The organism is Burkholderia sp. R-40 (assembly GCF_049942845.1).
Taxonomy (GTDB): domain Bacteria; phylum Pseudomonadota; class Gammaproteobacteria; order Burkholderiales; family Burkholderiaceae; genus Burkholderia; species Burkholderia ambifaria.
In genome coordinates this window covers 2,899,818-2,919,809 of the sequence record NZ_CP187967.1, presented here as the reverse complement: position 1 = coordinate 2,919,809, position 19,992 = coordinate 2,899,818, and the positions used below count along the sequence as shown (strand labels likewise).

General features: G+C 69.3%; 19 protein-coding genes. 14 read left to right on the top strand and 5 right to left on the bottom strand.

What is annotated here, in order from left to right; all coding sequences use genetic code 11:
• Window positions 1–155 precede the first annotated feature (155 nt).
• Window positions 156–1,352: a phosphoglycerate kinase gene (locus tag ACP26O_RS13510; protein ID WP_041489852.1), complete on the top strand. Its 1,197-nt coding sequence runs from the start codon at window positions 156–158 to the stop codon at window positions 1,350–1,352.
• Window positions 1,353–1,509: 157 nt separating this feature from the next.
• Here ACP26O_RS13510 and ACP26O_RS13505 read toward each other — a convergent pair whose 3' ends face one another.
• Window positions 1,510–1,638 (bottom strand): hypothetical protein, encoded by a 129-nt coding sequence (locus tag ACP26O_RS13505; protein ID WP_256097633.1) that lies wholly within the window; start codon window positions 1,636–1,638, stop codon window positions 1,510–1,512.
• Between ACP26O_RS13505 and pyk the strand changes: the two genes are divergently transcribed.
• The 6 genes from pyk (at window position 1,637) to ACP26O_RS13475 (ending at window position 8,472) form a co-directional block, all read left to right on the top strand.
• Window positions 1,637–3,073, top strand: a complete 1,437-nt coding sequence (pyk, locus tag ACP26O_RS13500; RefSeq protein ID WP_006749975.1) for a pyruvate kinase — start codon at window positions 1,637–1,639, stop codon at window positions 3,071–3,073. The two genes, ACP26O_RS13505 and pyk, sit on opposite strands and share 2 nt — an antisense overlap.
• Before the next feature lie 308 nt (window positions 3,074–3,381).
• Entirely contained in the window at window positions 3,382–4,446 is a 1,065-nt protein-coding gene (gene fba / locus ACP26O_RS13495) for a class II fructose-bisphosphate aldolase (protein ID WP_011657813.1), read from the top strand.
• 222 nt (window positions 4,447–4,668) lie between these two features.
• The gene (locus ACP26O_RS13490; RefSeq protein WP_006749977.1) at window positions 4,669–5,559 is read left to right on the top strand and encodes a phosphoribosylaminoimidazolesuccinocarboxamide synthase; all 891 of its coding nucleotides are present in this window, start codon (window positions 4,669–4,671) and stop codon (window positions 5,557–5,559) included.
• Window positions 5,560–5,625: 66 nt separating this feature from the next.
• Entirely contained in the window at window positions 5,626–6,147 is a 522-nt protein-coding gene (purE, locus tag ACP26O_RS13485) for a 5-(carboxyamino)imidazole ribonucleotide mutase (RefSeq protein WP_011657812.1), read from the top strand.
• 88 nt (window positions 6,148–6,235) lie between these two features.
• The gene (locus ACP26O_RS13480; protein ID WP_105832456.1) at window positions 6,236–7,432 is read left to right on the top strand and encodes a 5-(carboxyamino)imidazole ribonucleotide synthase; all 1,197 of its coding nucleotides are present in this window, start codon (window positions 6,236–6,238) and stop codon (window positions 7,430–7,432) included.
• Window positions 7,433–7,443: 11 nt separating this feature from the next.
• A complete protein-coding gene (locus tag ACP26O_RS13475; protein WP_175665428.1) occupies window positions 7,444–8,472 on the top strand; it encodes an L-threonylcarbamoyladenylate synthase in 1,029 nt (342 codons plus the stop codon).
• An 89-nt stretch (window positions 8,473–8,561) separates the two neighbouring features.
• Here ACP26O_RS13475 and ACP26O_RS13470 read toward each other — a convergent pair whose 3' ends face one another.
• The 3 genes from ACP26O_RS13470 to dacB all read right to left on the bottom strand — a co-directional run bounded on the left by ACP26O_RS13470 (window position 8,562) and on the right by dacB (window position 12,499).
• Window positions 8,562–9,698, bottom strand: coding sequence for an SGNH/GDSL hydrolase family protein (locus tag ACP26O_RS13470; protein ID WP_175665429.1), 1,137 nt, complete (start codon window positions 9,696–9,698; stop codon window positions 8,562–8,564).
• A gap of 95 nt (window positions 9,699–9,793) precedes the next feature.
• The gene (locus tag ACP26O_RS13465) at window positions 9,794–10,708 is read right to left on the bottom strand and encodes a sterol desaturase family protein (RefSeq protein ID WP_175665430.1); all 915 of its coding nucleotides are present in this window, start codon (window positions 10,706–10,708) and stop codon (window positions 9,794–9,796) included.
• A 246-nt stretch (window positions 10,709–10,954) separates the two neighbouring features.
• Entirely contained in the window at window positions 10,955–12,499 is a 1,545-nt protein-coding gene (gene dacB, locus ACP26O_RS13460; RefSeq protein ID WP_175665431.1) for a D-alanyl-D-alanine carboxypeptidase/D-alanyl-D-alanine endopeptidase, read from the bottom strand.
• Window positions 12,500–12,680: 181 nt separating this feature from the next.
• Here dacB and ACP26O_RS13455 point away from each other — a divergent pair, with 181 nt between their 5' ends.
• From ACP26O_RS13455 to ACP26O_RS13430, 6 genes are all read left to right on the top strand, one after another.
• Window positions 12,681–13,343 carry a response regulator gene (locus ACP26O_RS13455; RefSeq protein ID WP_034177105.1) on the top strand — a complete coding sequence of 221 codons (663 nt, stop codon included), beginning with the start codon at window positions 12,681–12,683 and terminating at the stop codon, window positions 13,341–13,343.
• A gap of 3 nt (window positions 13,344–13,346) precedes the next feature.
• Entirely contained in the window at window positions 13,347–14,684 is a 1,338-nt protein-coding gene (locus ACP26O_RS13450) for an ATP-binding protein (RefSeq protein ID WP_175665432.1), read from the top strand.
• Between the two features lie 143 nt (window positions 14,685–14,827).
• Window positions 14,828–16,312, top strand: coding sequence for a DegQ family serine endoprotease (locus ACP26O_RS13445; RefSeq protein ID WP_011657805.1), 1,485 nt, complete (start codon window positions 14,828–14,830; stop codon window positions 16,310–16,312).
• Between the two features lie 94 nt (window positions 16,313–16,406).
• The gene (locus ACP26O_RS13440; protein WP_175660347.1) at window positions 16,407–16,853 is read left to right on the top strand and encodes a carboxypeptidase-like regulatory domain-containing protein; all 447 of its coding nucleotides are present in this window, start codon (window positions 16,407–16,409) and stop codon (window positions 16,851–16,853) included.
• A gap of 136 nt (window positions 16,854–16,989) precedes the next feature.
• On the top strand, window positions 16,990–17,349 hold the full coding sequence (locus tag ACP26O_RS13435) for a DUF427 domain-containing protein (RefSeq protein WP_175660346.1): 360 nt from the start codon (window positions 16,990–16,992) through the stop codon (window positions 17,347–17,349).
• Between the two features lie 29 nt (window positions 17,350–17,378).
• Window positions 17,379–18,086, top strand: a complete 708-nt coding sequence (locus ACP26O_RS13430) for a CoxG family protein (protein ID WP_175665433.1) — start codon at window positions 17,379–17,381, stop codon at window positions 18,084–18,086.
• Window positions 18,087–18,137: 51 nt separating this feature from the next.
• Here ACP26O_RS13430 and ACP26O_RS13425 read toward each other — a convergent pair whose 3' ends face one another.
• Entirely contained in the window at window positions 18,138–19,139 is a 1,002-nt protein-coding gene (locus ACP26O_RS13425; RefSeq protein WP_105832465.1) for a helix-turn-helix domain-containing protein, read from the bottom strand.
• A 152-nt stretch (window positions 19,140–19,291) separates the two neighbouring features.
• On the opposite strand from ACP26O_RS13425, the gene ACP26O_RS13420 reads away from it, so the two are divergent.
• Entirely contained in the window at window positions 19,292–19,945 is a 654-nt protein-coding gene (locus tag ACP26O_RS13420) for a cysteine hydrolase family protein (protein ID WP_105832518.1), read from the top strand.
• Window positions 19,946–19,992: the final 47 nt, after the last annotated feature.

The window sequence follows — 19,992 nt, the reverse complement described above, 5'->3', positions numbered from 1 at the left end:
GCCGGATGGATCGGCTAGAATGCCCGTTCAAGATTTTTTACCCGTGCGCGCCATGCGAACCGCCAGCCACGGCCGCATCCGGCGCCCTTTCGCGGCTGCCCGCGCACGTCCAGCGTGAACCCCCTTTCCCCATCCACTACTTCAATCTGTTCAACATGAGCCAAGTCAAGCGTCTTACCGACCTGATCGCCGCCGGCCAGCTCGCCGGCAAGCGGGTGTTCATCCGCGCCGACCTGAACGTCCCGCAGGACGATCACGGCAACATCACCGAAGACACGCGCGTGCGCGCGTCCGTGCCGGCCATCCAGGCCGCGCTCGACGCCGGCGCGGCCGTGATGGTCACGTCGCACCTCGGTCGTCCGACCGAAGGCGAATTCAAGCCCGAAGACTCGCTCGCGCCGGTCGCGAAGCGCCTCGCCGAACTGCTCGGCCGCGACGTGCCGCTGGTCGCGAACTGGGTCGAGAACGGCGTGAACGTCGCGCCGGGCCAGGTCGTGCTCCTCGAGAACTGCCGCGTGAACAAGGGCGAGAAGAAGAACTCGGACGAGCTCGCGCAGAAGATGGCGAAGCTCTGCGACGTGTACGTGAACGACGCGTTCGGCACCGCGCACCGCGCGGAAGCGACCACCCACGGGATCGCGAAGTACGCGCCGGTCGCGTGCGCGGGCCCGCTGCTGGCCGCCGAACTCGACGCGCTCGGCAAGGCGCTCGGCAACCCGGCCCGGCCGCTGGTGGCGATCGTCGCCGGCTCGAAGGTGTCGACCAAGCTGACCATTCTCAAGTCGCTCGCCGGGAAGGTCGACCAGCTGATCGTCGGCGGCGGCATCGCGAACACGTTCATGCTCGCGGCCGGCCTGTCGATCGGCAAGTCGCTCGCGGAAGCCGATCTCGTCGCCGAGGCGAAGGCGATCATCGACGAAGCGCGCGAGCGCGGCGCGTCGGTGCCGATCCCGTCCGACGTCGTGACGGCCAAGGAATTCTCGCCGACGGCCGCGGCCACGGTGAAGCAGGTCGCCGACATCGAAGCGGACGACATGATCCTCGACATCGGCCCGGATACGGCCAAGGCGCTCGCGAGCCAGCTCGAGAAGGCCGGCACGATCGTGTGGAACGGTCCGGTCGGCGTGTTCGAGTTCGACCAGTTCGGCAACGGCACGAAGACGCTCGCCGAAGCGATCGCCAAATCGTCCGCGTTCTCGATCGCGGGCGGCGGCGACACGCTCGCGGCCATCGCGAAGTACGGCATCCACGACCAGGTCAGCTATATCTCGACCGGCGGCGGCGCCTTCCTCGAGTTCCTCGAGGGGAAGAAGCTGCCGGCGGTGGAAGTGCTCGAAACGCGGGCGGCCTGAGCGTGGCGGCGCGCGCAGGGGTGACCAGGGCCGCGCGCTCCGCTAAAGCGGAGCAGCCGGCCGGCGCGGGCAAGCGCAAACGCGCGCCCGCGCGGGCGAACTCAGCCCCGCGCGCACCGGCGGCCGCCGGCGACGCGGCCGTGCAGCACCACGAGATTCAGAACAAAGCGATGCCGGGCGCAAGCACCGGCACGCCCCCCGGAACGGCGGCCGCTGGGCCTGCCGATTCCGGCTCTCGCAGCGTTTCACCCAGCGCATCCACCTTGATCCAGATGAGGAGTTTCATGCAGCGCGCCACCAAGATAGTCGCCACGATCGGCCCGGCTTCCAGTTCGCCGGAGATTCTGCTGCAGATGATGCAGGCGGGCCTCGACGTCGTGCGGCTCAATTTTTCGCACGGTACGGCCGACGATCACCGCCAGCGCGCCGAGATGGTGCGCGAGGCCGCCCGCAAGGTCGGCCGTGAAATCGCGATCATGGCCGACCTCCAGGGCCCGAAGATCCGCGTCGGCAAGTTCGAGAACGGCAAGACGATGCTCGTGCCGGGCCAGGCCTTCATCCTCGACGCGGGCTGCGAGCTCGGCAACGACGAGCGCGTCGGCCTCGACTACAAGGAACTGCCGCGTGACCTGAAGCCGGGCGACCTGCTGCTGCTGAACGACGGCCTGATCGTGCTGACCGTCGAGCGCGTGCTCGGCGACGAGATCCACACGGTCGTCAAGGTGGGCGGCGAGCTGTCGAACAACAAGGGGATCAACCGGCAGGGCGGCGGGCTGTCGGCACCCGCGCTGACCGCGAAGGACATGGAGGACATCCGCACGGCGATGTCGCTCGGCGCGGATCTCGTCGCGGTGTCGTTCCCGAAGAACGCGACCGACATGGAAATGGCGCGCCAGCTCGCGAACATCGCGGGCGCGCCTTACGGCATCAAGCCGAAGATGATCGCGAAGATCGAGCGCGCGGAGGCGATTCCGGCGCTGCAGAGCATCCTCGACGCATCCGACGGCATCATGGTCGCGCGCGGCGACCTCGCGGTGGAAGTCGGCAACGCGGCCGTGCCGGCGCTGCAGAAGCGGATGATCCGGATGGCGCGCGAGTCGAACAAGCTCGTGATCACCGCGACGCAGATGATGGAGTCGATGATCCTCGCGCCGGTGCCGACCCGCGCGGAAGTGTCGGACGTCGCGAATGCGGTGCTCGACGGCACCGACGCGGTGATGCTGTCGGCCGAGACGGCCGCCGGCAAGTACCCGGTCGTCACGATCGAGACGATGGCGGCCGTGTGCGTCGAGGCGGAAAAGTCCGAGCACGTCGAGCTGGACAAGGATTTCCTCGACCGCACGTTCACGCGGATCGACCAGTCGATCGCGATGGGCGCGCTGTTTACCGCCTATCACCTCGGTGCCAAGGCGATCATCGCGCTGACCGAATCGGGCGCAACCGCGCTGTGGATGTCGCGTCACTACACGCACGTGCCGATCTTCGCGCTGACGCCGCGCGTCGGCAGCGAGCGCACGATGGCGCTGTACCGCAACGTGACGCCGCTGCACGTCGACTTCAACAGCGACCGCGACTCGGCGCTGCAGGCGGCGCTCGAGATCGTCGTGAAGCAGGGCTACGTGCAGCACGGCGACATGGTCGTGCTGACCGTCGGCGAGCCGATGGGGCAGGCGGGCGGCACCAACACGCTGAAGATCGTGCGGGTCGGCGAGCATTACTGATCGCTAGGCGCTGGCGTGCGCCGGGCCGGTCTGCAGACCGGTCGCTCGAGCCGATCCGGCACCGTTTATTGACGAAAAGCCGCGCGGGGTCCGATACCCCGCGCGGCTTTTTTTCTGTTTTTTGCCCGCATTGTGCCGTGCGAAGGTAACAAATTGCGAGCAGGCGCCACCGGGCGGTCGGAATCGGAGGCGCTTCGCGATAAAATGCCGCTATTCGACGCTCAGCCGCGCCGTGCCCCCCGTTCGAACGGGAGCGAGCGCCGCGCCGGCGTCAGGGCGCACCGGTTTTCATTCCAAGGAGTTCCACAATGCCTCTCGTATCAATGCGTCAATTGCTGGACCACGCGGCAGAGCACGGTTACGGCCTGCCGGCCTTCAACGTGAACAACCTGGAGCAGGTCCAGGCGATCATGGCGGCGGCGGATCAGGTCGGCGCGCCCGTGATCATGCAGGCATCGGCCGGCGCGCGTAAGTACGCGGGCGAGCCGTTCCTGCGCCACCTGATCGAAGCGGCGGTCGAGTCGTATCCGCACATCCCGGTCGTGATGCACCAGGACCACGGCCAGTCGCCGGCAGTCTGCATGGGCGCGATCCGCAGCGGCTTCACCAGCGTGATGATGGACGGTTCGCTCGAAGCCGACGGCAAGACGGTCGCCTCGTACGAGTACAACGTCGACGTGTCGCGCAAGGTCGTCGAGATGGCGCACTCGATCGGCGTGACGGTCGAAGCCGAACTCGGCGTGCTCGGCTCGCTCGAGACGATGAAGGGCGACAAGGAAGACGGCCACGGCGCGGAAGGCACGATGACCCGCGAGCAGCTGCTGACCGATCCGGAGCAGGCGGCCGACTTCGTGAAGCTCACGCAGTGTGACGCGCTCGCGATCGCGATCGGCACGTCGCACGGTGCGTACAAGTTCTCGAAGAAGCCGACGGGCGACATCCTGTCGATCCAGCGCATCAAGGAAATCCACGCACGCATCCCGAACACGCACCTGGTGATGCACGGTTCGTCGTCGGTGCCGCAGGAACTGCTGGAAGAAATCCGCCAGTTCGGCGGCGACATGAAGGAAACCTACGGCGTGCCGGTCGAGGAAATCCAGGAAGGCATCAAGCACGGCGTGCGCAAGATCAACATCGACACCGACCTGCGTCTCGCGATCACCGGTGCGATCCGCCGCTACCTGTTCGAGAACCCGGGCAAGTTCGATCCGCGCGACTACCTGAAGCCGGCGCGTGAAGCGGCGAAGAAGGTGTGCGTCGACCGCTACCTCGCGTTCGGCTGCGAAGGCCAGGCCGCGAAGATCAAGCCGGTGTCGCTCGACAAGATCGCCGAACAGTACAAGTCCGGCGCGCTCGCGCAGGTCGTGCGCTGAGACTGTAGTACGATTGCCCCCGCCGAAAGGCTGGGGCCGGCTGCCCGCTGCCGGATTTGATCCGGCCCCGGCAGCCGTTCCGTCCGGCCGAACGAGGGCCGGCCGGCAACCAGCGGGCACGATCGCCCGCCGGTTCGCCGACGCATTGCAAGACCGCCGTTCCCGCCTGCCGCGGGGAACGGCGTTTCCCTTTTTGTTTGGCTCCTTATCTGCGAAAAGACGATGTCTACCCTTTACGAATCCACGCTCCGCTCGCTGCCGCTCCTCGGTCGCGGCAAGGTCCGCGATAACTACGCGGTCGGCAACGACAAGCTCCTGATCGTCACGACCGATCGCCTGTCGGCATTCGACGTGATCATGGGCGAGCCGATTCCGAACAAGGGCCGCGTGCTGAACCAGATGGCGAACTTCTGGTTCGACAAGCTCGCGCACATCGTGCCGAACCACCTGACGGGCGACGCACCGGAAGCGGTCGTCGCGGCCGACGAGGTCGAGCAGGTCAAGGGCCGCGGCGTGGTCGTCAAGCGCCTCGAGCCGATCATGATCGAAGCGGTCGTGCGCGGCTACCTGGCCGGCAGCGGCTGGAAGGAATACCAGGCGTCAGGCGCCGTGTGCGGCGTGCAGTTGCCGGAAGGCCTGCAGAACGCGCAGAAGCTGCCCGAGCCGATCTTCACGCCGGCCGCGAAGGCCGAGCTGGGCGAGCACGACGAGAACATCACGTTCGAGGAAACCGAGCGCCGCATCGGCACCGAGCTGGCCGCGACGATTCGCGACATCTCGATCCGCCTGTACAAGGAAGCGGCCGACTACGCGGCGACGCGCGGCATCATCATCGCCGACACGAAGTTCGAATTCGGCCTCGACAATCACGGCAAGCTGTACCTGATGGACGAAGTGCTGACGGCCGATTCGTCGCGCTTCTGGCCGGCCGACCAGTACCAGGTCGGCACCAACCCGCCGTCGTTCGACAAGCAGTTCGTGCGCGACTGGCTCGAGACGCAGCCGTGGGGCAAGACCGCACCGGCGCCGGCGCTGCCGGCCGACGTCGTCGAGAAGACGGCCGCGAAGTACCAGGAAGCGCTCGAGCGCATCACCGGCCAGCCGCTCGCCTGAGCGAGCTTTGCATGGGACCCGAGTAAGCGCTGAAGCGCTAACTCGGGTCGACAAGGACATACGAAAATGAGTGAAGTCCAGACCGCCCACACGCACAGCGCACCGCTGATCGGCGTGCTGATGGGTTCGAGTTCCGACTGGGACGTGATGAAGAACGCGGTCGCGATCCTGCAGGAATTCGGCGTGCCGTACGAAGCGAAGGTCGTGTCCGCGCACCGGATGCCCGACGAGATGTTCGACTATGCGGAGAAGGCGCGCGAGCGCGGGCTGCGCGCGATCATCGCGGGCGCCGGCGGTGCCGCGCACCTGCCCGGCATGCTGGCCGCGAAAACCACGGTGCCGGTGCTCGGCGTGCCGGTCGCGAGCAAGTACCTGAAGGGCGTCGATTCGCTGCACTCGATCGTGCAGATGCCGAAGGGCGTGCCGGTCGCGACGTTCGCGATCGGCGAGGCCGGCGCCGCGAACGCCGCGCTGTTCGCGGTGTCGATCCTGTCCGGCACGTCGGCCGACTACGCGAACCGGCTCGCCGCGTTCCGCGTGCGCCAGAACGAAGCCGCGCACGCCATGGTGCTGCCGCCGCTGGCGTGACGGCGCACCGGCGGCCGCACTGTCATTCCGGCGGCCGCCTGACTTTCCTCACTGCGGCGGGCAGCGCCCGTCGCGACCGACCACTGACATGACCGCAACTCCTGATTCCGTTTCCCCGATCCTGCCCGGCGCGTGGCTGGGCATGGTCGGCGGCGGCCAGCTCGGCCGCATGTTCTGCTTTGCCGCCCAGTCGATGGGCTATCGCGTCGCCGTGCTCGATCCCGATCCGGCGAGCCCGGCCGGCGCGGTCGCCGACCGCCACCTGCGCGCGGCCTACGACGACGAAGCCGCGCTCGCCGAGCTGGCCGGACTGTGCGAGGCCGTGTCGACGGAATTCGAGAACGTGCCGGCCGCGAGCCTCGACTTCCTCGCGCGCACGACGTTCGTCGCGCCGGCCGGCCGCTGCGTCGCGGTCGCGCAGGACCGGATCGCGGAGAAGCGTTTCATCGAGGCCTCCGGCGTGCCGGTCGCGCCGCACGTCGTGATCGAATCGGCGGCGGCCCTGGCCGCGCTCGACGATGCCGCGCTCGACGCGGTGCTGCCGGGCATCCTGAAGACGGCGCGTCTCGGCTACGACGGCAAGGGCCAGGTGCGCGTGAGCACCGCGCGGGAAGCGCGCGATGCACATGCGGCGCTCGGCGGCGTGCCGTGCGTGCTCGAAAAGCGCCTGCCGCTGAAGTACGAAGTGTCCGCGCTGATCGCGCGCGGCGCGGACGGCCGCTCGGCCGCCTTCCCGCTCGCTCAGAACGTGCATCACAACGGCATCCTCGCGCTGACCATCGTGCCGGCGCCGGCGGCCGACGCCGCGCGTGTCGAAGAGGCGCAGCAGGCGGCCGTCCGGATCGCCGATACGCTCGGCTACGTCGGCGTGCTGTGCGTCGAATTCTTCGTGCTGGAAGACGGCTCGTTCGTCGCGAACGAAATGGCGCCGCGCCCGCACAACTCCGGCCACTACACGGTCGATGCATGCGCAACGAGCCAGTTCGAGCAGCAGGTGCGCGCGATGACGCGCATGCCGCTCGGCAACCCGCGCCAGCATTCGCCGGCCGCGATGCTGAACATTCTCGGCGACGTGTGGTTCCCCAATGGTGCGGCGGCCGGGTCCGTCACGCCGCCGTGGGACACGGTCGCCGCGATGCCGGCCGCGCACCTGCACCTGTACGGCAAGGAAGAAGCGCGCGTCGGCCGCAAGATGGGCCACGTGAACTTCACGGCCGAGACGCGCGACGACGCCGTCGCCGCCGCCACCGCGTGTGCGCAGCTGCTGCGCGTGCCGCTCGACTGAGGCGCCAGCCGATGTCCATCGATCTCCCGAACTCCGTGACGCGCGCGCAGATCGACGCGGCCGCCGCGCTGCTCGACGCGGGGCAGCTTGTCGCGTTCCCGACCGAAACCGTGTACGGGCTCGGCGGCGACGCGGCGAATCCCGAAGCCGTCGCGCGCATCTACGCGGCGAAAGGGCGCCCGGCGAACCATCCGGTGATCGTGCATCTGCCGCCCGGCGGCGATCCGGGCTACTGGGCCGACGACCTGCCGGCCGATGCACAGGCGCTGATCGATGCATTCTGGCCGGGCCCGCTCACGCTGATCCTGAAGCGCCATGCGCGCATTCCCGACGCCGTGAGCGGCGGGCAGGACTCGGTCGGCCTGCGCTGCCCGTCGCATCCGGTCGCGCAGGCGCTGCTGGCCGCGTTCAGCGCGCGGCGCGGCGGCCACGGCGGCGTCGCCGCGCCGTCCGCGAACCGCTTCGGCCATGTGAGCCCGACGACCGCTCAGCACGTGCGCGACGAATTCGGCGACACGGTGCACGTGCTCGACGGCGGCGCATCCGAAGTCGGCATCGAATCGACGATTCTCGACCTGTCGCGCGGCTTCCCGGCGCTGCTGCGCCCGGGCCACGTGACGCCGCGGCAGATCGCCGACGTGCTCGGCCGCGCGCCGCGCCTGCCCGACGGTGGCGACGCGACCGCGCCGCGCGCGTCCGGCACGCTGAAGGCGCATTACGCGCCGCGCACGCCGCTCTCGCTGATGCCGTTCGACGCGCTCGAGCCGCTGCTCGCGGCCGCGCAGACCGACGGCGAACGCGTCGCGCTCGTCGCACGCGCATCGCGCGCGGGACGCTGGGCGCAGGCCGACGGCGTGCATTTCGTCGCGGCGCCGGAAGATCCGCAGGCGTATGCGCGCGACCTGTACGGCATGCTGCGCGCGCTCGACCGCGCGCAGGTCGCACGCATCCTCGTCGAGAAGCTGCCCGAGACCGTCGAGTGGATCGCGGTCAACGATCGTCTCGGTCGCGCGGCCGCGGCATTCGAAGCGCGCGACTGACGCGGCGTCGCGCATCCGCTCCGGAATAAAAAACGCCCGACCGGCGAAAAACCGGTCGGGCGTTTGCGTTTCAGCGCGTGGCGGGCGGCTTACTTGCCGACGCCCGATGCCGCGATCTGCTTCTCGACGAATTGCGAGAACAGCAGGTGCAGGCGCGTCGTCGGGTGGACCAGGTCGGCGAACATGTAGGTCTGGTCCGCGTTCGCGACCGTGTAGGTCTGCGGCGAGCAGAACAGCGACGAGCCGAATGCGGTCGCGTTCGCGACGCCGAACTGGGTCGCTGCCGCGACCATCGCCTTCAGGTTGCACCCGGTGTCGGTGTTCGACACCGCGAAGCCGTTCGCCTGGTAGTTGGCCGCGACGCCGTCCTGCCACGTGAACGTGTCGAGCAGCGCGTACTTGGTCTTGTCGACCTTCAGCGCGGCCAGCGTGCCGGCGAGCGTCTGGTTGAACAGCCCCGACAGTTGCGTGAACACGGCCTGCGTGCCGCCTTGCAGCGCGAGCGGCGTGCCGCCGATGTCCGGCACGTTCGACACGAATACGTGCGTCGCGCCCGCCGCGACGATCTGCTGGACGAGGCCGCCGAGCTGCTGCGCGGCCAGGCCGATCGCCTGCGCCGCCGCGAGTTGCGCGGCCGGCGTGTTGCCTTGCGCCTGCGCGACCTGCGCCTGATAGAAGATGTCGTTCGCGCCGCCGTTGACCAGCACGATCTGCCCTGAGTTGAAGCTGCCGTGCTGCGTCAGGTACTGCTTGACCTGATCGGCGATCGGCGTCGTCGTGGCCTGCGCGTAGTCGGCGTTCGGCACGCTGGCGTCCGCATGGCCGATGCCCGGCTGCAGCGTCACGCGCGAGCCGCCCTGTGCATAGCCGAGGCCGCCGGTGGCCTGCAGCGGGATGCCGAAGCCGCCCTGGTTCGCGGGCTGCAGCGTGTCGCCGTAGTACTGCGCGACGTTCTGCGTCCACACCTGGCCGGGGTTGGTCGTGAAGCGGCCGCCGCCGAAGCCGAGCTTGATCTGCGAGTAGGTGCCGGCGTCCGACAGGCTGTCGCCGAACGATACGATCTGCATTTTCACGCCGGACGGCGGCGTATTCGACGCGCTGTTGTTGTTGTCGTCACCGCCGCCGCACGCGGCGAGCAGCGCGAGCGCGGCGCCCGCGATCGCGACCTGTGCGGTGCGCAGCAGGCGCTGCCGAATGCGGGAAGGTGCGTGTTGTCGTGATTGCATCGTTCTATCTCCTCGTAGATATGGCCTGATGTATTTCTCATCTGCCGCGTGCCTGCCCGGTTCCGGGCTGCGCGGCGGCCGTTGGCTGAAACGGTTTATTGGTCACGCGCAGCCGCAAGCGGCACGGCGCGCGGATCCTGGTTCGCGGCCTCTGCAATCTGCGCATGATAAGCGCTCGCCCATTCGGGCGGGCCGAAAATCGCGCGCAGCTTGTTGCGCCATCCGTCGATGCGCAACGCGTCGGCCGCCATCGACACCCACTCGTGGAACGTCGCGACGAGCGGGTTATTCGAGCCGAGCGGCTCGACGATTCCATAGCGCGGCGGATCGTCGGGCGACTCCTCGACGTAGCTGCCGAACAGGCGATCCCAGATCACGAGCACACCTGCGTAATTGCGGTCGATATAGCGCGGGTTGCGGGCATGGTGCGCGCGATGGATCGACGGCGTGTTGAACACGTATTCGAGCCAGCCGAGCTTGCCGATCGCCTGCGTGTGCACGAAGAACTGGAACGCGAGGTTGATCAGCACGACGCCGACGATCTGCTGCGGCGGAAAGCCGACGAACGCGAGCGGCAGCCAGAACGCCCACATGCCCGCGACGGGATACATCAGGCTCTGCCGGAACGCGGTCGAGAAATTCATCCGCTCGGACGAGTGGTGCACGACGTGCGCGGCCCACAGCCAGCGCACGCGATGGCTCGCGCGATGGAACACGTAGTAGAGGAGGTCCTGGCCGATGAACAGCACGGCGAACGACAGCCAGCCGTCGTGCCACGTGAACAGCCGGAAATGTGCGTAGCAGTACGCATAAACGGGGATCACGAACAGCCACGCGAGCTTGTCGGCGCCCTGGTGCATCAGCGCGAGCGCCGCGTTGCACAGCGTGTCGCGCCACGCATAGACACGGTCCTGCGCACGCGTGCGGGCGAGGTGCCAGGCCTCCCACGCGATGCAGAGCAGGAAGACGGGCGCCAGCGCGAGCAGAAGCAATTCGACGTCGAATCGCATGGACGTGTCTCCTCCTTTCCCCTGCAAGCCGTGAGGCCGGGCCTTTGGCCCGTTCTAGATATCAGTCAGGCCAACAGCCTACGCAATCGCCACGCGCTAGGCGAGGGGGCAGCGTAGAGGGTTCCCTCTGAGGACAGGGTTTCTACGGAAAACCATGTGCAACGGGGCCGCGCGGTGCGGCCCCGTTTTGTGGCGCGATGCGCCGGCGGTGCGCGGGTGGGCCGCGTCGCGGCGCGCGCCGTCCCGTCAGTGCGCGCCCGCGTAGATCCATTCGAGCAGCGTGTCGTGCGCGGCGCGCGCGGCTTCCGCGTGATCGTCGTTGATGAAACTGACGACGACGTAGCTCTGGCCGTCCGCACCCGCGACGTAGCCCGCGATCGCGCGCACGTCGCGCAGCGTGCCCGTCTTGATGTGCGCGTTGCCGAGCACGCCGGCGTTGGTCAGGCGGTTCTTCATCGTGCCGTCGATGCCGGCGACCGGCAGCGAATCGACGAACGCCTGTGCGACCGGGCTCGCGTTCGCGGCCTGCAGCAGCGCGGCGAGCGACAGCGCGCTCACGTGCTCGTCGCGCGACAGGCCCGAGCCGTTCTCGAGCGCGAGGTCGGGCATCGCGATCCCGCTCTTGCGCAGGAATGCCTGAATCGCGCGGCTCGACTGCTCGGGTGTCGCGGGCGGCTTGCCGGCGACCGCGCCGATCGTCAGGAACAGGTTGCGCGCCATCACGTTGTTGCTGAACTTGTTGATGTCGTAGACGATGCTGCCGAGCACCGGGCTGTGATGGACGGCGAGCGGGCGCGCGGTGGTCGGCACCTTGCCTTCGCTGACCGGCCCCGCGATCGTGCCGCCGTCCTGCTGCCACAGCGCGAGGAAGCCGCGCGCGAAGAACGTCGTGTGATCGAGGATCGCGAGATTGGTCGTGCGCGCGCCGCAGCGCAGCGGATAGTCGCCGGCGAACGACGCGGTCATGATCCCGCTGCCGGCCGACAGCGTCGGACGCGCGGCCGCCGCCGCCGCGCCGCACGATCCGCTGCCTTCGTACAGCTGGTTGTCGATCGACAGATTGGCGAGCGGCGGCAGCACATCGACGGCGATCTTGCCGTCGTCGCCCGGCGTCACCGTGAACGACACGGCCTTGAACGCGTACAGCAGCGGATCGGGGCCGACGTTGTACGGTGCGCTCACGTCGTCGTCGAACGACGGCAGGTCGCGCGTCGACGCGGCGAAATAGCTCTTGTCGAGCACGAGGCCGCCGGCCACGCGCTTGACGCCCGCCTTGCGCAGCTTGTCGACGAGGTCGATCAGCTCCTCGGGCACGAGCTTCGGATCGCCGGTGCCCTTGATGTACAGGTTGCCTTGCAGCGTGCCGTCCGGATCGACCGGGCCGTCCGCATACGCGGTGGTGCGCCAGCGGAAGTCGGGGCCGAGGATCGACAGGCCCGAGAAGGTCGTGACGAGCTTCATCGTCGATGCCGGCAGCATCGGCCGGTTCGCGTTCCATTCGATCAGCGGCTCCGGATCGCCGACGCGCTCGACGACGACGCTCATCGCCGACGCCGGCACCTTCGCGCGCTGCAGCGCGACGAGCACGGACGCCGGCAGGCCGGCCGCGCGCGCGGCGGGCGACACGACGGCGGTCTTGCGGGCTTCCTTGTGGAGCTTCTTGCGGGCCTGCGCGGGAGGTGCGAACGCAAGGGCCGTGCAGGTGGCGACGACGGCGGCCGTACGCAGGCAGACGCGGGCGCAGACGCGGGCGCGGGGTGCGAACCGGGCGGAGAGATCGGAAATCGGCATGGGCGAATACGGGAAATGCAGGGGTTCGGGCAGGGCGCGCGGCGCGCCGGAGCGCACATTGTAGAGACAAGTGCGCACACGCTCCTTGCAATCCGCCTTTCTGTTGCATTGCAGGCGGCGCACGCGATTCGCGGCGCTACAATGGTCGCCATGTTGACTCGCCCCATGGGTTCCGGTTCCGATGCGGATTCTCCTCGTTGAAGACGATCGAATGATTGCCGAAGGCGTACGCAAGGCATTGCGCGCCGACGGCTTCGCGGTCGACTGGGTGCAGGACGGCGACGCGGCGCTCACGGCGCTCGGCGGCGAGGCGTACGACCTGCTGCTGCTCGATCTCGGCCTGCCGAAACGCGACGGCATCGACGTGCTGCGCACGCTGCGCGCGCGCGGGCAGTCGCTGCCGGTGCTGATCGTCACCGCGCGCGATGCGGTCGCCGATCGCGTGAAGGGGCTCGACGCGGGCGCCGACGACTACCTCGTCAAGCCGTTCGACCTCGACGAACTGGGCGCGCGGATGCGCGCGCTGATCCGCCGCCAGGCCGGGCGCAGCGAGTCGTTGATCCGCCACGGCGCGCTGACGCTCGATCCCGCGTCGCACCAGGTGACGCTCGACGGCGCGCCCGTCGCGCTGTCCGCGCGCGAGTTCGCGCTGCTCCAGGCGCTGCTGGCGCGGCCCGGCGCGGTGCTGTCGAAGAGCCAGCTCGAGGAGAAGATGTACGGCTGGGGCGAGGAGATCGGCAGCAACACGGTCGAGGTCTACATCCACGCGCTGCGCAAGAAGCTCGGTTCGGACCTGATCCGCAACGTGCGCGGGCTCGGCTACATGGTCGTCAAGGAAAGCTGACGCGTGAGGTCGATTCGTCATCAATTGCTGATCTGGCTGCTCGCGATCGTCGTCGCGGGCGTGGGCCTCGCGGGCTGGCTGATCTACCGGCAGGCGCTCGCCGAAGCGAACGAGCTGTTCGACTACCAGCTGCAGGAAATCGCCGCGGCGCTGCCGTCCGAGCCGTTCTCGCAGGTGTTCGGTTCGCGCACCAACGGCGACGAAGGCATCGTGATCCAGATCTGGAATCGCAACGGCGTGCTGATGTACTTCTCGCATCCGCGCGCGCCGATCGCGCCGCGCGCGGAGCTCGGCTTCTCGACCGAGCGCACCGATCGCGGCGAATGGCGCGTGTACGGCGCGATCGTCGGCGACAACGTCGTGCAGCTCGCGCAGCCGCTGTCGGTGCGCAACCGGCTCGCGGCGAACGTCGCGCTGCGCACGCTGTGGCCGCTGATCGTGCTGCTGCCGTTCCTCGGCGCGGCGGTCTGGATGATCGTCGGGCGCGGGCTCGCGCCGCTCGCCCGCGTGACGCGCGCGGTCGAGGCGCGCCGGCCCGAAGCGCTCGATCCCTTGCACGATGCGGGCCTGCCGCTCGAGGTGCAGCCGCTCGTGCGCGCGCTGAACGGGCTGCTCGCGCGGCTGTCGGCGGCGCTCGACACGCAGAAGGCCTTCGTCGCCGATGCCGCGCACGAACTGCGCACGCCGCTCGCGGCCGTGCAGATCCAGGCGCAGCTCGTCGCCCGCGCGAAGGACGATACATCGCGTCGCGAGGCGATTGCGGATCTCCAGGATGGCGTGTCGCGCGCGACGCGTCTCACCGAGCAACTGCTCGCGCTCGCGCGTGCCGAACCGGACGGCGCGACGATGCGCGAGCCGGTCGATCTGCAGGCGCTGCTCGTCGAATGCGTGGCCGCGCATGCGCCGCTCGCGCAGCGGCACCACATCGATCTCGGCTTCGAGGAGAGCTCCGCGGCGACCGTCGTCGCGGACGTCGGCGCGCTGCGCGTGATGTTCGGCAACCTGCTCGACAACGCGGTGAAGTACACGCCCGACGGCGGCCGCATCGACGTGTCGCTGACGCACGACGCGGCCGGCCGCGCGTGCGTGCAGATCGGCGACAGCGGGCCCGGCATCCCGGCCGACGAGCGCGAGCGCGTGTTCGACCGCTTCTACCGCGACAGCTCCGCGCGGGCGCGCGCCGACGTGTCGGGCAGCGGGCTCGGGCTCGCGATCGTCAAGCGCGTCGCGGCGCAGCAGGGCGCGACGGTGTCGCTCGGCGACGCGGCCGCGGGCGGCCTGCTCGTGAGCGTCGTGTTCCGCGACGCCGAGATGCCGGCGCAGGCTTCCGAATCCGCATGATGCATGGCGCCGCGCGGGCGCCGGCGGTGGGCGGCGCCAGTCCGTCATCCGCGTGAACCGGGTCTAGGCCTCGCTCGAGGTCGATTAAGCCTCCTTTAAGTCAGGGTCGTTACGCTGCGTCCTAACAAAGAGGAGGTCCTACGATGAACACTCGATTCCTTGCGCGCGGCGCCGTCGCGGTCGCCGTGGCGGCCGCCCTGTCCGCCGGCTATGTCGCGGGCACGCGCCACGCCGATCCGCAGATCATCACGCCTGCGCAGGCCGCTGCGCTGATGCCGGCCGAGGCCGCGGCGAAGACAGGCATTCCCGATTTCTCCGGGCTCGTCGAAACCTACGGCCCGGCGGTCGTGAACATCAGCGCGAAGCACGTCGTGAAGCAGGTGTCGCGACGCGTGCAGCAGCCGCAACTGCCGATGGATCCGAGCGATCCGTTCTACCAGTTCTTCAAGCACTTCTACGGCCAGGTGCCGGGCATGGGCGGCGACGCGCAGCCGGACGACCAGCCGAGCGCGAGCCTCGGTTCGGGCTTCATCGTCAGCGCCGACGGATACATCCTCACGAACGCGCACGTGATCGATGGCGCGAACGTCGTCACGGTCAAGCTGACCGACAAGCGCGAGTACAAGGCGAAGGTCGTCGGCTCCGACAAGCAGTCCGACGTCGCGGTGCTGAAGATCGACGCGAGCGGCCTGCCGACCGTGAAGATCGGCGACCCGGGCCAGAGCAAGGTCGGCCAGTGGGTCGTCGCGATCGGCTCGCCGTACGGCTTCGACAACACGGTCACGTCCGGCATCATCAGCGCGAAATCGCGCGCGCTGCCCGACGAGAACTACACGCCGTTCATCCAGACCGACGTGCCGGTGAACCCCGGCAACTCGGGCGGCCCGCTGTTCAACCTGCAGGGCGAGGTGATCGGTATCAACTCGATGATCTACTCGCAGACGGGCGGCTTCCAGGGCCTGTCGTTCGCGATCCCGATCAACGAGGCGATCAAGGTCAAGGACGAGCTCGTGAAGACCGGCCACGTGAGCCGCGGCCGCCTCGGCGTCGCGGTGCAGGGGCTGAACCAGACGCTCGCGAGCTCGTTCGGACTGCAGAAGCCGGATGGTGCGCTCGTCAGCTCGGTCGACCCGAACGGCCCGGCCGCGAAGGCCGGCCTGCAGCCGGGCGACGTGATCCTCGGGGTGAACGGTTCGCCGGTGGCCGACTCCACGTCGCTGCCCGCGCAGATCGCGAACCTGAAGCCGGGCTCGAAGGCCGACCTGCAGGTATGGCGCGACAAGTCGAAGAAGACGATCAGCGTGACGCTCGGCGCGATGACCGACGCGAAGCTGGCGTCGAACGACGGCGGCCCGGTCGAGCAAGGGCGCCTCGGCGTCGCGGTGCGGCCGCTCACGCCGCAGGAGCGCAGCGCCACCAACCTGTCGCACGGGCTGATCGTGCAGCAGGCAGGCGGCCCGGCCGCGACCGCGGGCATCCAGCCCGGCGACGTGATCCTTGCGGTCAACGGCCGCCCGGTCACGAGCGCCGAGCAATTGCGCGAGGCGGTCAAGGGAGCGGGCAACAGTCTTGCTCTCCTGATTCAGCGCGATAATGCACAGATCTTCGTGCCGGTCGACCTGAGCTGACCGGCGGCCGTTGCGGGCCGGCTTCGCCGGCCCTCGCGGGCGCTGCCGGCGTTCGGCCCCGTGGTGCTGTGTTCCGACCCGAAAGGAGAGAGCCATGCAATATCTACGCAACGTGTCCCGAATTGCCGCCGCCGCGGCACTGGCCGCCGGCCTCGTCGGCGCCGCGCCCGGCGCCTACGCGCAATCGGAGGCCTCGGACGGCTTGCCCGCAGCGAGCCAGCAGGGCGATGTCAGCTACGTATCGGGCGGCATCGGCAAGGATCAATCGACGGCATTCGAGCGAAGCGAAGCGGCGTGGCCGCTGGCACTGCGTTTCACCGGCCAGGGCGGCGAATTCCTGGCCGACGTCCATGTGCGGATCGTCGACGCCAAGGGCACCGAAGTGCTGAAGACGGACGCACGCGGGCCGTACATGCTCGTGAAAGTGCCGCCGGGCCGCTACACCGTTCACGCGTCGTACCAGGGCAGCGACGAATCGCGCGCAGTCACGGTCGGGGCGAAGGGCGGCGCGAAGGCCGCGTTCCGGTGGAATACGCAATAGCGGATTGCGCGGGCCCGGTCCGGTCGCGCAATCGGGTGGAGTTTCGCCCATAATGAGAGCCACGGCCCCTGTGCCGTGGCTTTTTCGTTTCCTGCACCCGGCTTGCCCGCCGGGGCCGCCGCCCGGAGAAGAAACGATGTCCGATGCCGCCGACCCTCGCCTAGAAATCGTGCCGAACCGCCATCGCGTGCGCGTGATCCATCGCGGGATTACGTACGCCGACTCGCAGGGCGCACTGACCGTGCGCGAAACGGGCCTGCCGGACATCCATTACCTGCCGCGCGGCGACGTCAACATGCACCGGCTCGTGAAGTCGAGCGTCACGACGGCGTGTCCGCTGCGGGGCCAGGCCGTGTATTTCCACCTGCAGACCGAAGACGGCGTGATCGAGAACGCCGCGTGGAGTTACGAGGAACCGGGGGAGGCCGCGTCCGCGCTCGCGCACTACGTCGCCTTCGATGTCGCACGGGTCGACAATCTCATCGAGACGTCCTGAGACGGCGTGGGTTCATCGGGGGAGGCATCATGGAACTGACCGACACGTTACGCGTACCGCTCGCGCCGGCTGTCGTGCGGGAGGCGCTCGAGGATCTCGCGTTGCTGCGGGCGAGCTTCGACCATTGCGAATCGTTCGTGAAGCTCGCGCATGGCGAGTTCGCGCTGACGATCACGGTCCCGCTCGGCCCGCTGCGTGCGCGCTACGACGTGCGTGCGCATTCGGCGAGCGAGCAGGGCGACGCGGAAGGGCAGCCGCGCCGCGTGCTCAACTTCAAGGCGCGGGCCGACGGCCTCGGCGCGCTGCGCGGGCAGGTCGAGCTCGTGCTGCTGCCGGACGACGACGAGGCCGCGACGCGCGTCGAATACGTGGTGTGGGCGACGGCGAGCGGGCCGCTCGCCGAGCTGCCGGCGCGGCAGATCGAGAATGCGCTGCACGAGTGGACCGACGATTTTTTCCGCGAATTCTGCGCGGTCGTGCAGGCGAAGCACGGCCTCGTGCCGAACCGCGCGCGCTCGAGCCCGGCGCGTCGCCAGCACGTGTTCCTGCGGCCCGCGTCGCTGATGGCCGCGGCGAAGCGTCCGCTGCCGTCGCACCTCGGCGGCGCGCTGAGCGGCCGCGCGGCGAGCGCCGTTCATCATCGCGAATCCGGCCCGCTGCCCGTCTGGGCGTGGGCGGCGATCATCGTGTTCGTCGCGTTGCTGCTGTATGCGGCGCGCTGGATCAACGGCGCGTGAGCGGCCGCGCCCGCTAGCCAGTCGCCCGGCCGAGCACCGGCGGCGCCCACGCTAGCGCCGCGCGTCGGGCCCGGCGCCGCGAAATTCCCTCCGATAGGCCGACGGCGACGTGCCGAGCGCGCCCGCGAAATGCTGGCGCAGCGACACGCTCGACCCGTAGCCGGCTGCCTGCGCGATCGCGTCGATCGATTGTCCGGTGGTTTCCAGCAGATGCTGCGCACGCGTGAGCCGCTCGGCCTGCAGCCACGCGGTGACGGTCATGCCCGTCGCCTGGCGGAAGTGGCGCGTGAACGTGCGCCGGCTCATCAGCACGCGTTCGGCGAGCGAATCCACACTGTGCGCGACGTCGAGATGCGCGCGCACCCAGTCGAGCAGGCCGGCGAGCCGCGCGTCGCGCGGATGCGCGGCGACCGGCTGCGGCACGTACTGCGCCTGTCCGCCCTGGCGGTGCGGCGGGATCACGAGACGGCGTGCGATCTGGTTCGCGGCGTCCGAGCCGAAGCGCCGCCGCACCACGTGCAGGCAGCAGTCGAGCCCCGCGGCCGTGCCGGCCGACGTCATCAGGTTGCCGTCGTCGACGTACAGCACGTCGGGGTCGAGCTTCACGCGCGGAAAGCGCTGCGCGAAGTCGTCGGCCCACGCCCAGTGCGTCGTGGCCGGGCGCCCGTCGAGCAGCCCGGCCGCGGCGAGCACGTACGCGCCGAGGCACAGGCCGACGACCTGCGCACCGCGCGCGGCCGCCGTGCGTACTGCGTCGACCAGCACGTCCGGCGGCGCTTCGGCCGGATCGCGCCACGCCGGCACGATGACGATGTCCGCGTCGTCGAGTGCGTCGAGCCCGTGCGGCGCGGTGATCGTGAAGCCGCCCGTCGTCGACAGCGGGCCGCGCTCGGCCGAGCACACGCGGAACTCGAACGCGGGCGCCGCGGCCGCATCGCGCTCCTTGCCGAACACGACGGACGGCACCGACAGGTGGAACGGGCTGATGCCGTCGTACGCGATCACGGCGACGACGGTCGGGGCGGGGGCAACGGACGACGCAGCTGCGCGCATGACGGGCTCCGGAATGGCGATGGCCCGATTCTATCGAAGAATGGCTATCGGGCCACTGTCGGCAAGCGCGATGCGATCCGACAATGCATCGCATCGCGCTGCCGTCCGCCCCGTTCCGGAGCGGGGCCGCGCGGCCGAACCCGGAGCCTGCCATGTCGAACGCCGTATCGTCTTCTGCTTCCCGCCGTGCCCTGATCGTGATCGATGTCCAGAACGAATACGTGACGGGCAACCTGCCGATCGAGTATCCGCCCATCGACACATCGCTCGCGAACATCGGTCGCGCGATCGACGCCGCGCATGCGGCCGGCGTGCCCGTGATCGTGGTCCAGCACGTCGCGCCGGCGGGCGCGCCGATCTTCGCGCCCGGCACGGACGGCGTCGCACTGCATCCGGTCGTCGCCGACCGGCCGCACGCGCACCTGATCGTGAAGGCGCAGGCCAGCGCGTTCGCCGGCACCGATCTCGCCGCGTGGCTCGACGCGCACGGCATCGACACGCTGTCGGTCGCCGGCTACATGACGCACAACTGCAATGCGGCGACGGTCTATCACGCGGCGCATGCGGGGCTCGCCGTCGAGTACCTGACGGACGCGACCGGCGCGTTGCCGTACGAGAACGAAGCGGGCGCGGTGAGCGCCGAGGAGATTCACCGCGCGTACACGGTGGTGTTCCAGTCGAATTTCGCGGCCGTGATGTCGACCGACGCATGGATCGCGGGGCTCGGCGGCGCGGCGATGCCGACGCGCGATTCGGTGGCTGCGTCGAACCGGCGCGCCCGCGCGCAACGCGCGAAGGCGGCCTGACAAGCGCGGGGGAAAGTAGAGGAATCGCTCGGGCGGCGCGGGACTGC

Excerpts from the sequence above, each read along its gene's own strand:
- ACP26O_RS13470 (WP_175665429.1), bottom strand. The coding sequence starts at position 9,698 with ATGCAATCACGACAACACGCACCTTCCCGCATTCGGCAGCGCCTGCTG.
- ACP26O_RS13445 (WP_011657805.1), top strand. The coding sequence starts at position 14,828 with ATGAACACTCGATTCCTTGCGCGCGGCGCCGTCGCGGTCGCCGTGGCG.
- ACP26O_RS13425 (WP_105832465.1), bottom strand. The coding sequence starts at position 19,139 with ATGCGCGCAGCTGCGTCGTCCGTTGCCCCCGCCCCGACCGTCGTCGCC.
- ACP26O_RS13505 (WP_256097633.1), bottom strand. The coding sequence starts at position 1,638 with ATGAAACTCCTCATCTGGATCAAGGTGGATGCGCTGGGTGAAACGCTG.
- ACP26O_RS13455 (WP_034177105.1), top strand. The coding sequence starts at position 12,681 with ATGCGGATTCTCCTCGTTGAAGACGATCGAATGATTGCCGAAGGCGTA.
- purE (WP_011657812.1), top strand. The coding sequence starts at position 5,626 with ATGAGTGAAGTCCAGACCGCCCACACGCACAGCGCACCGCTGATCGGC.
- ACP26O_RS13480 (WP_105832456.1), top strand. The coding sequence starts at position 6,236 with ATGACCGCAACTCCTGATTCCGTTTCCCCGATCCTGCCCGGCGCGTGG.
- ACP26O_RS13430 (WP_175665433.1), top strand. The coding sequence starts at position 17,379 with ATGGAACTGACCGACACGTTACGCGTACCGCTCGCGCCGGCTGTCGTG.
- ACP26O_RS13510 (WP_041489852.1), top strand. The coding sequence starts at position 156 with ATGAGCCAAGTCAAGCGTCTTACCGACCTGATCGCCGCCGGCCAGCTC.
- ACP26O_RS13420 (WP_105832518.1), top strand. The coding sequence starts at position 19,292 with ATGTCGAACGCCGTATCGTCTTCTGCTTCCCGCCGTGCCCTGATCGTG.
- fba (WP_011657813.1), top strand. The coding sequence starts at position 3,382 with ATGCCTCTCGTATCAATGCGTCAATTGCTGGACCACGCGGCAGAGCAC.
- ACP26O_RS13435 (WP_175660346.1), top strand. The coding sequence starts at position 16,990 with ATGTCCGATGCCGCCGACCCTCGCCTAGAAATCGTGCCGAACCGCCAT.
- ACP26O_RS13465 (WP_175665430.1), bottom strand. The coding sequence starts at position 10,708 with ATGCGATTCGACGTCGAATTGCTTCTGCTCGCGCTGGCGCCCGTCTTC.
- dacB (WP_175665431.1), bottom strand. The coding sequence starts at position 12,499 with ATGCCGATTTCCGATCTCTCCGCCCGGTTCGCACCCCGCGCCCGCGTC.
- ACP26O_RS13440 (WP_175660347.1), top strand. The coding sequence starts at position 16,407 with ATGCAATATCTACGCAACGTGTCCCGAATTGCCGCCGCCGCGGCACTG.
- ACP26O_RS13490 (WP_006749977.1), top strand. The coding sequence starts at position 4,669 with ATGTCTACCCTTTACGAATCCACGCTCCGCTCGCTGCCGCTCCTCGGT.
- ACP26O_RS13475 (WP_175665428.1), top strand. The coding sequence starts at position 7,444 with ATGTCCATCGATCTCCCGAACTCCGTGACGCGCGCGCAGATCGACGCG.
- pyk (WP_006749975.1), top strand. The coding sequence starts at position 1,637 with ATGCAGCGCGCCACCAAGATAGTCGCCACGATCGGCCCGGCTTCCAGT.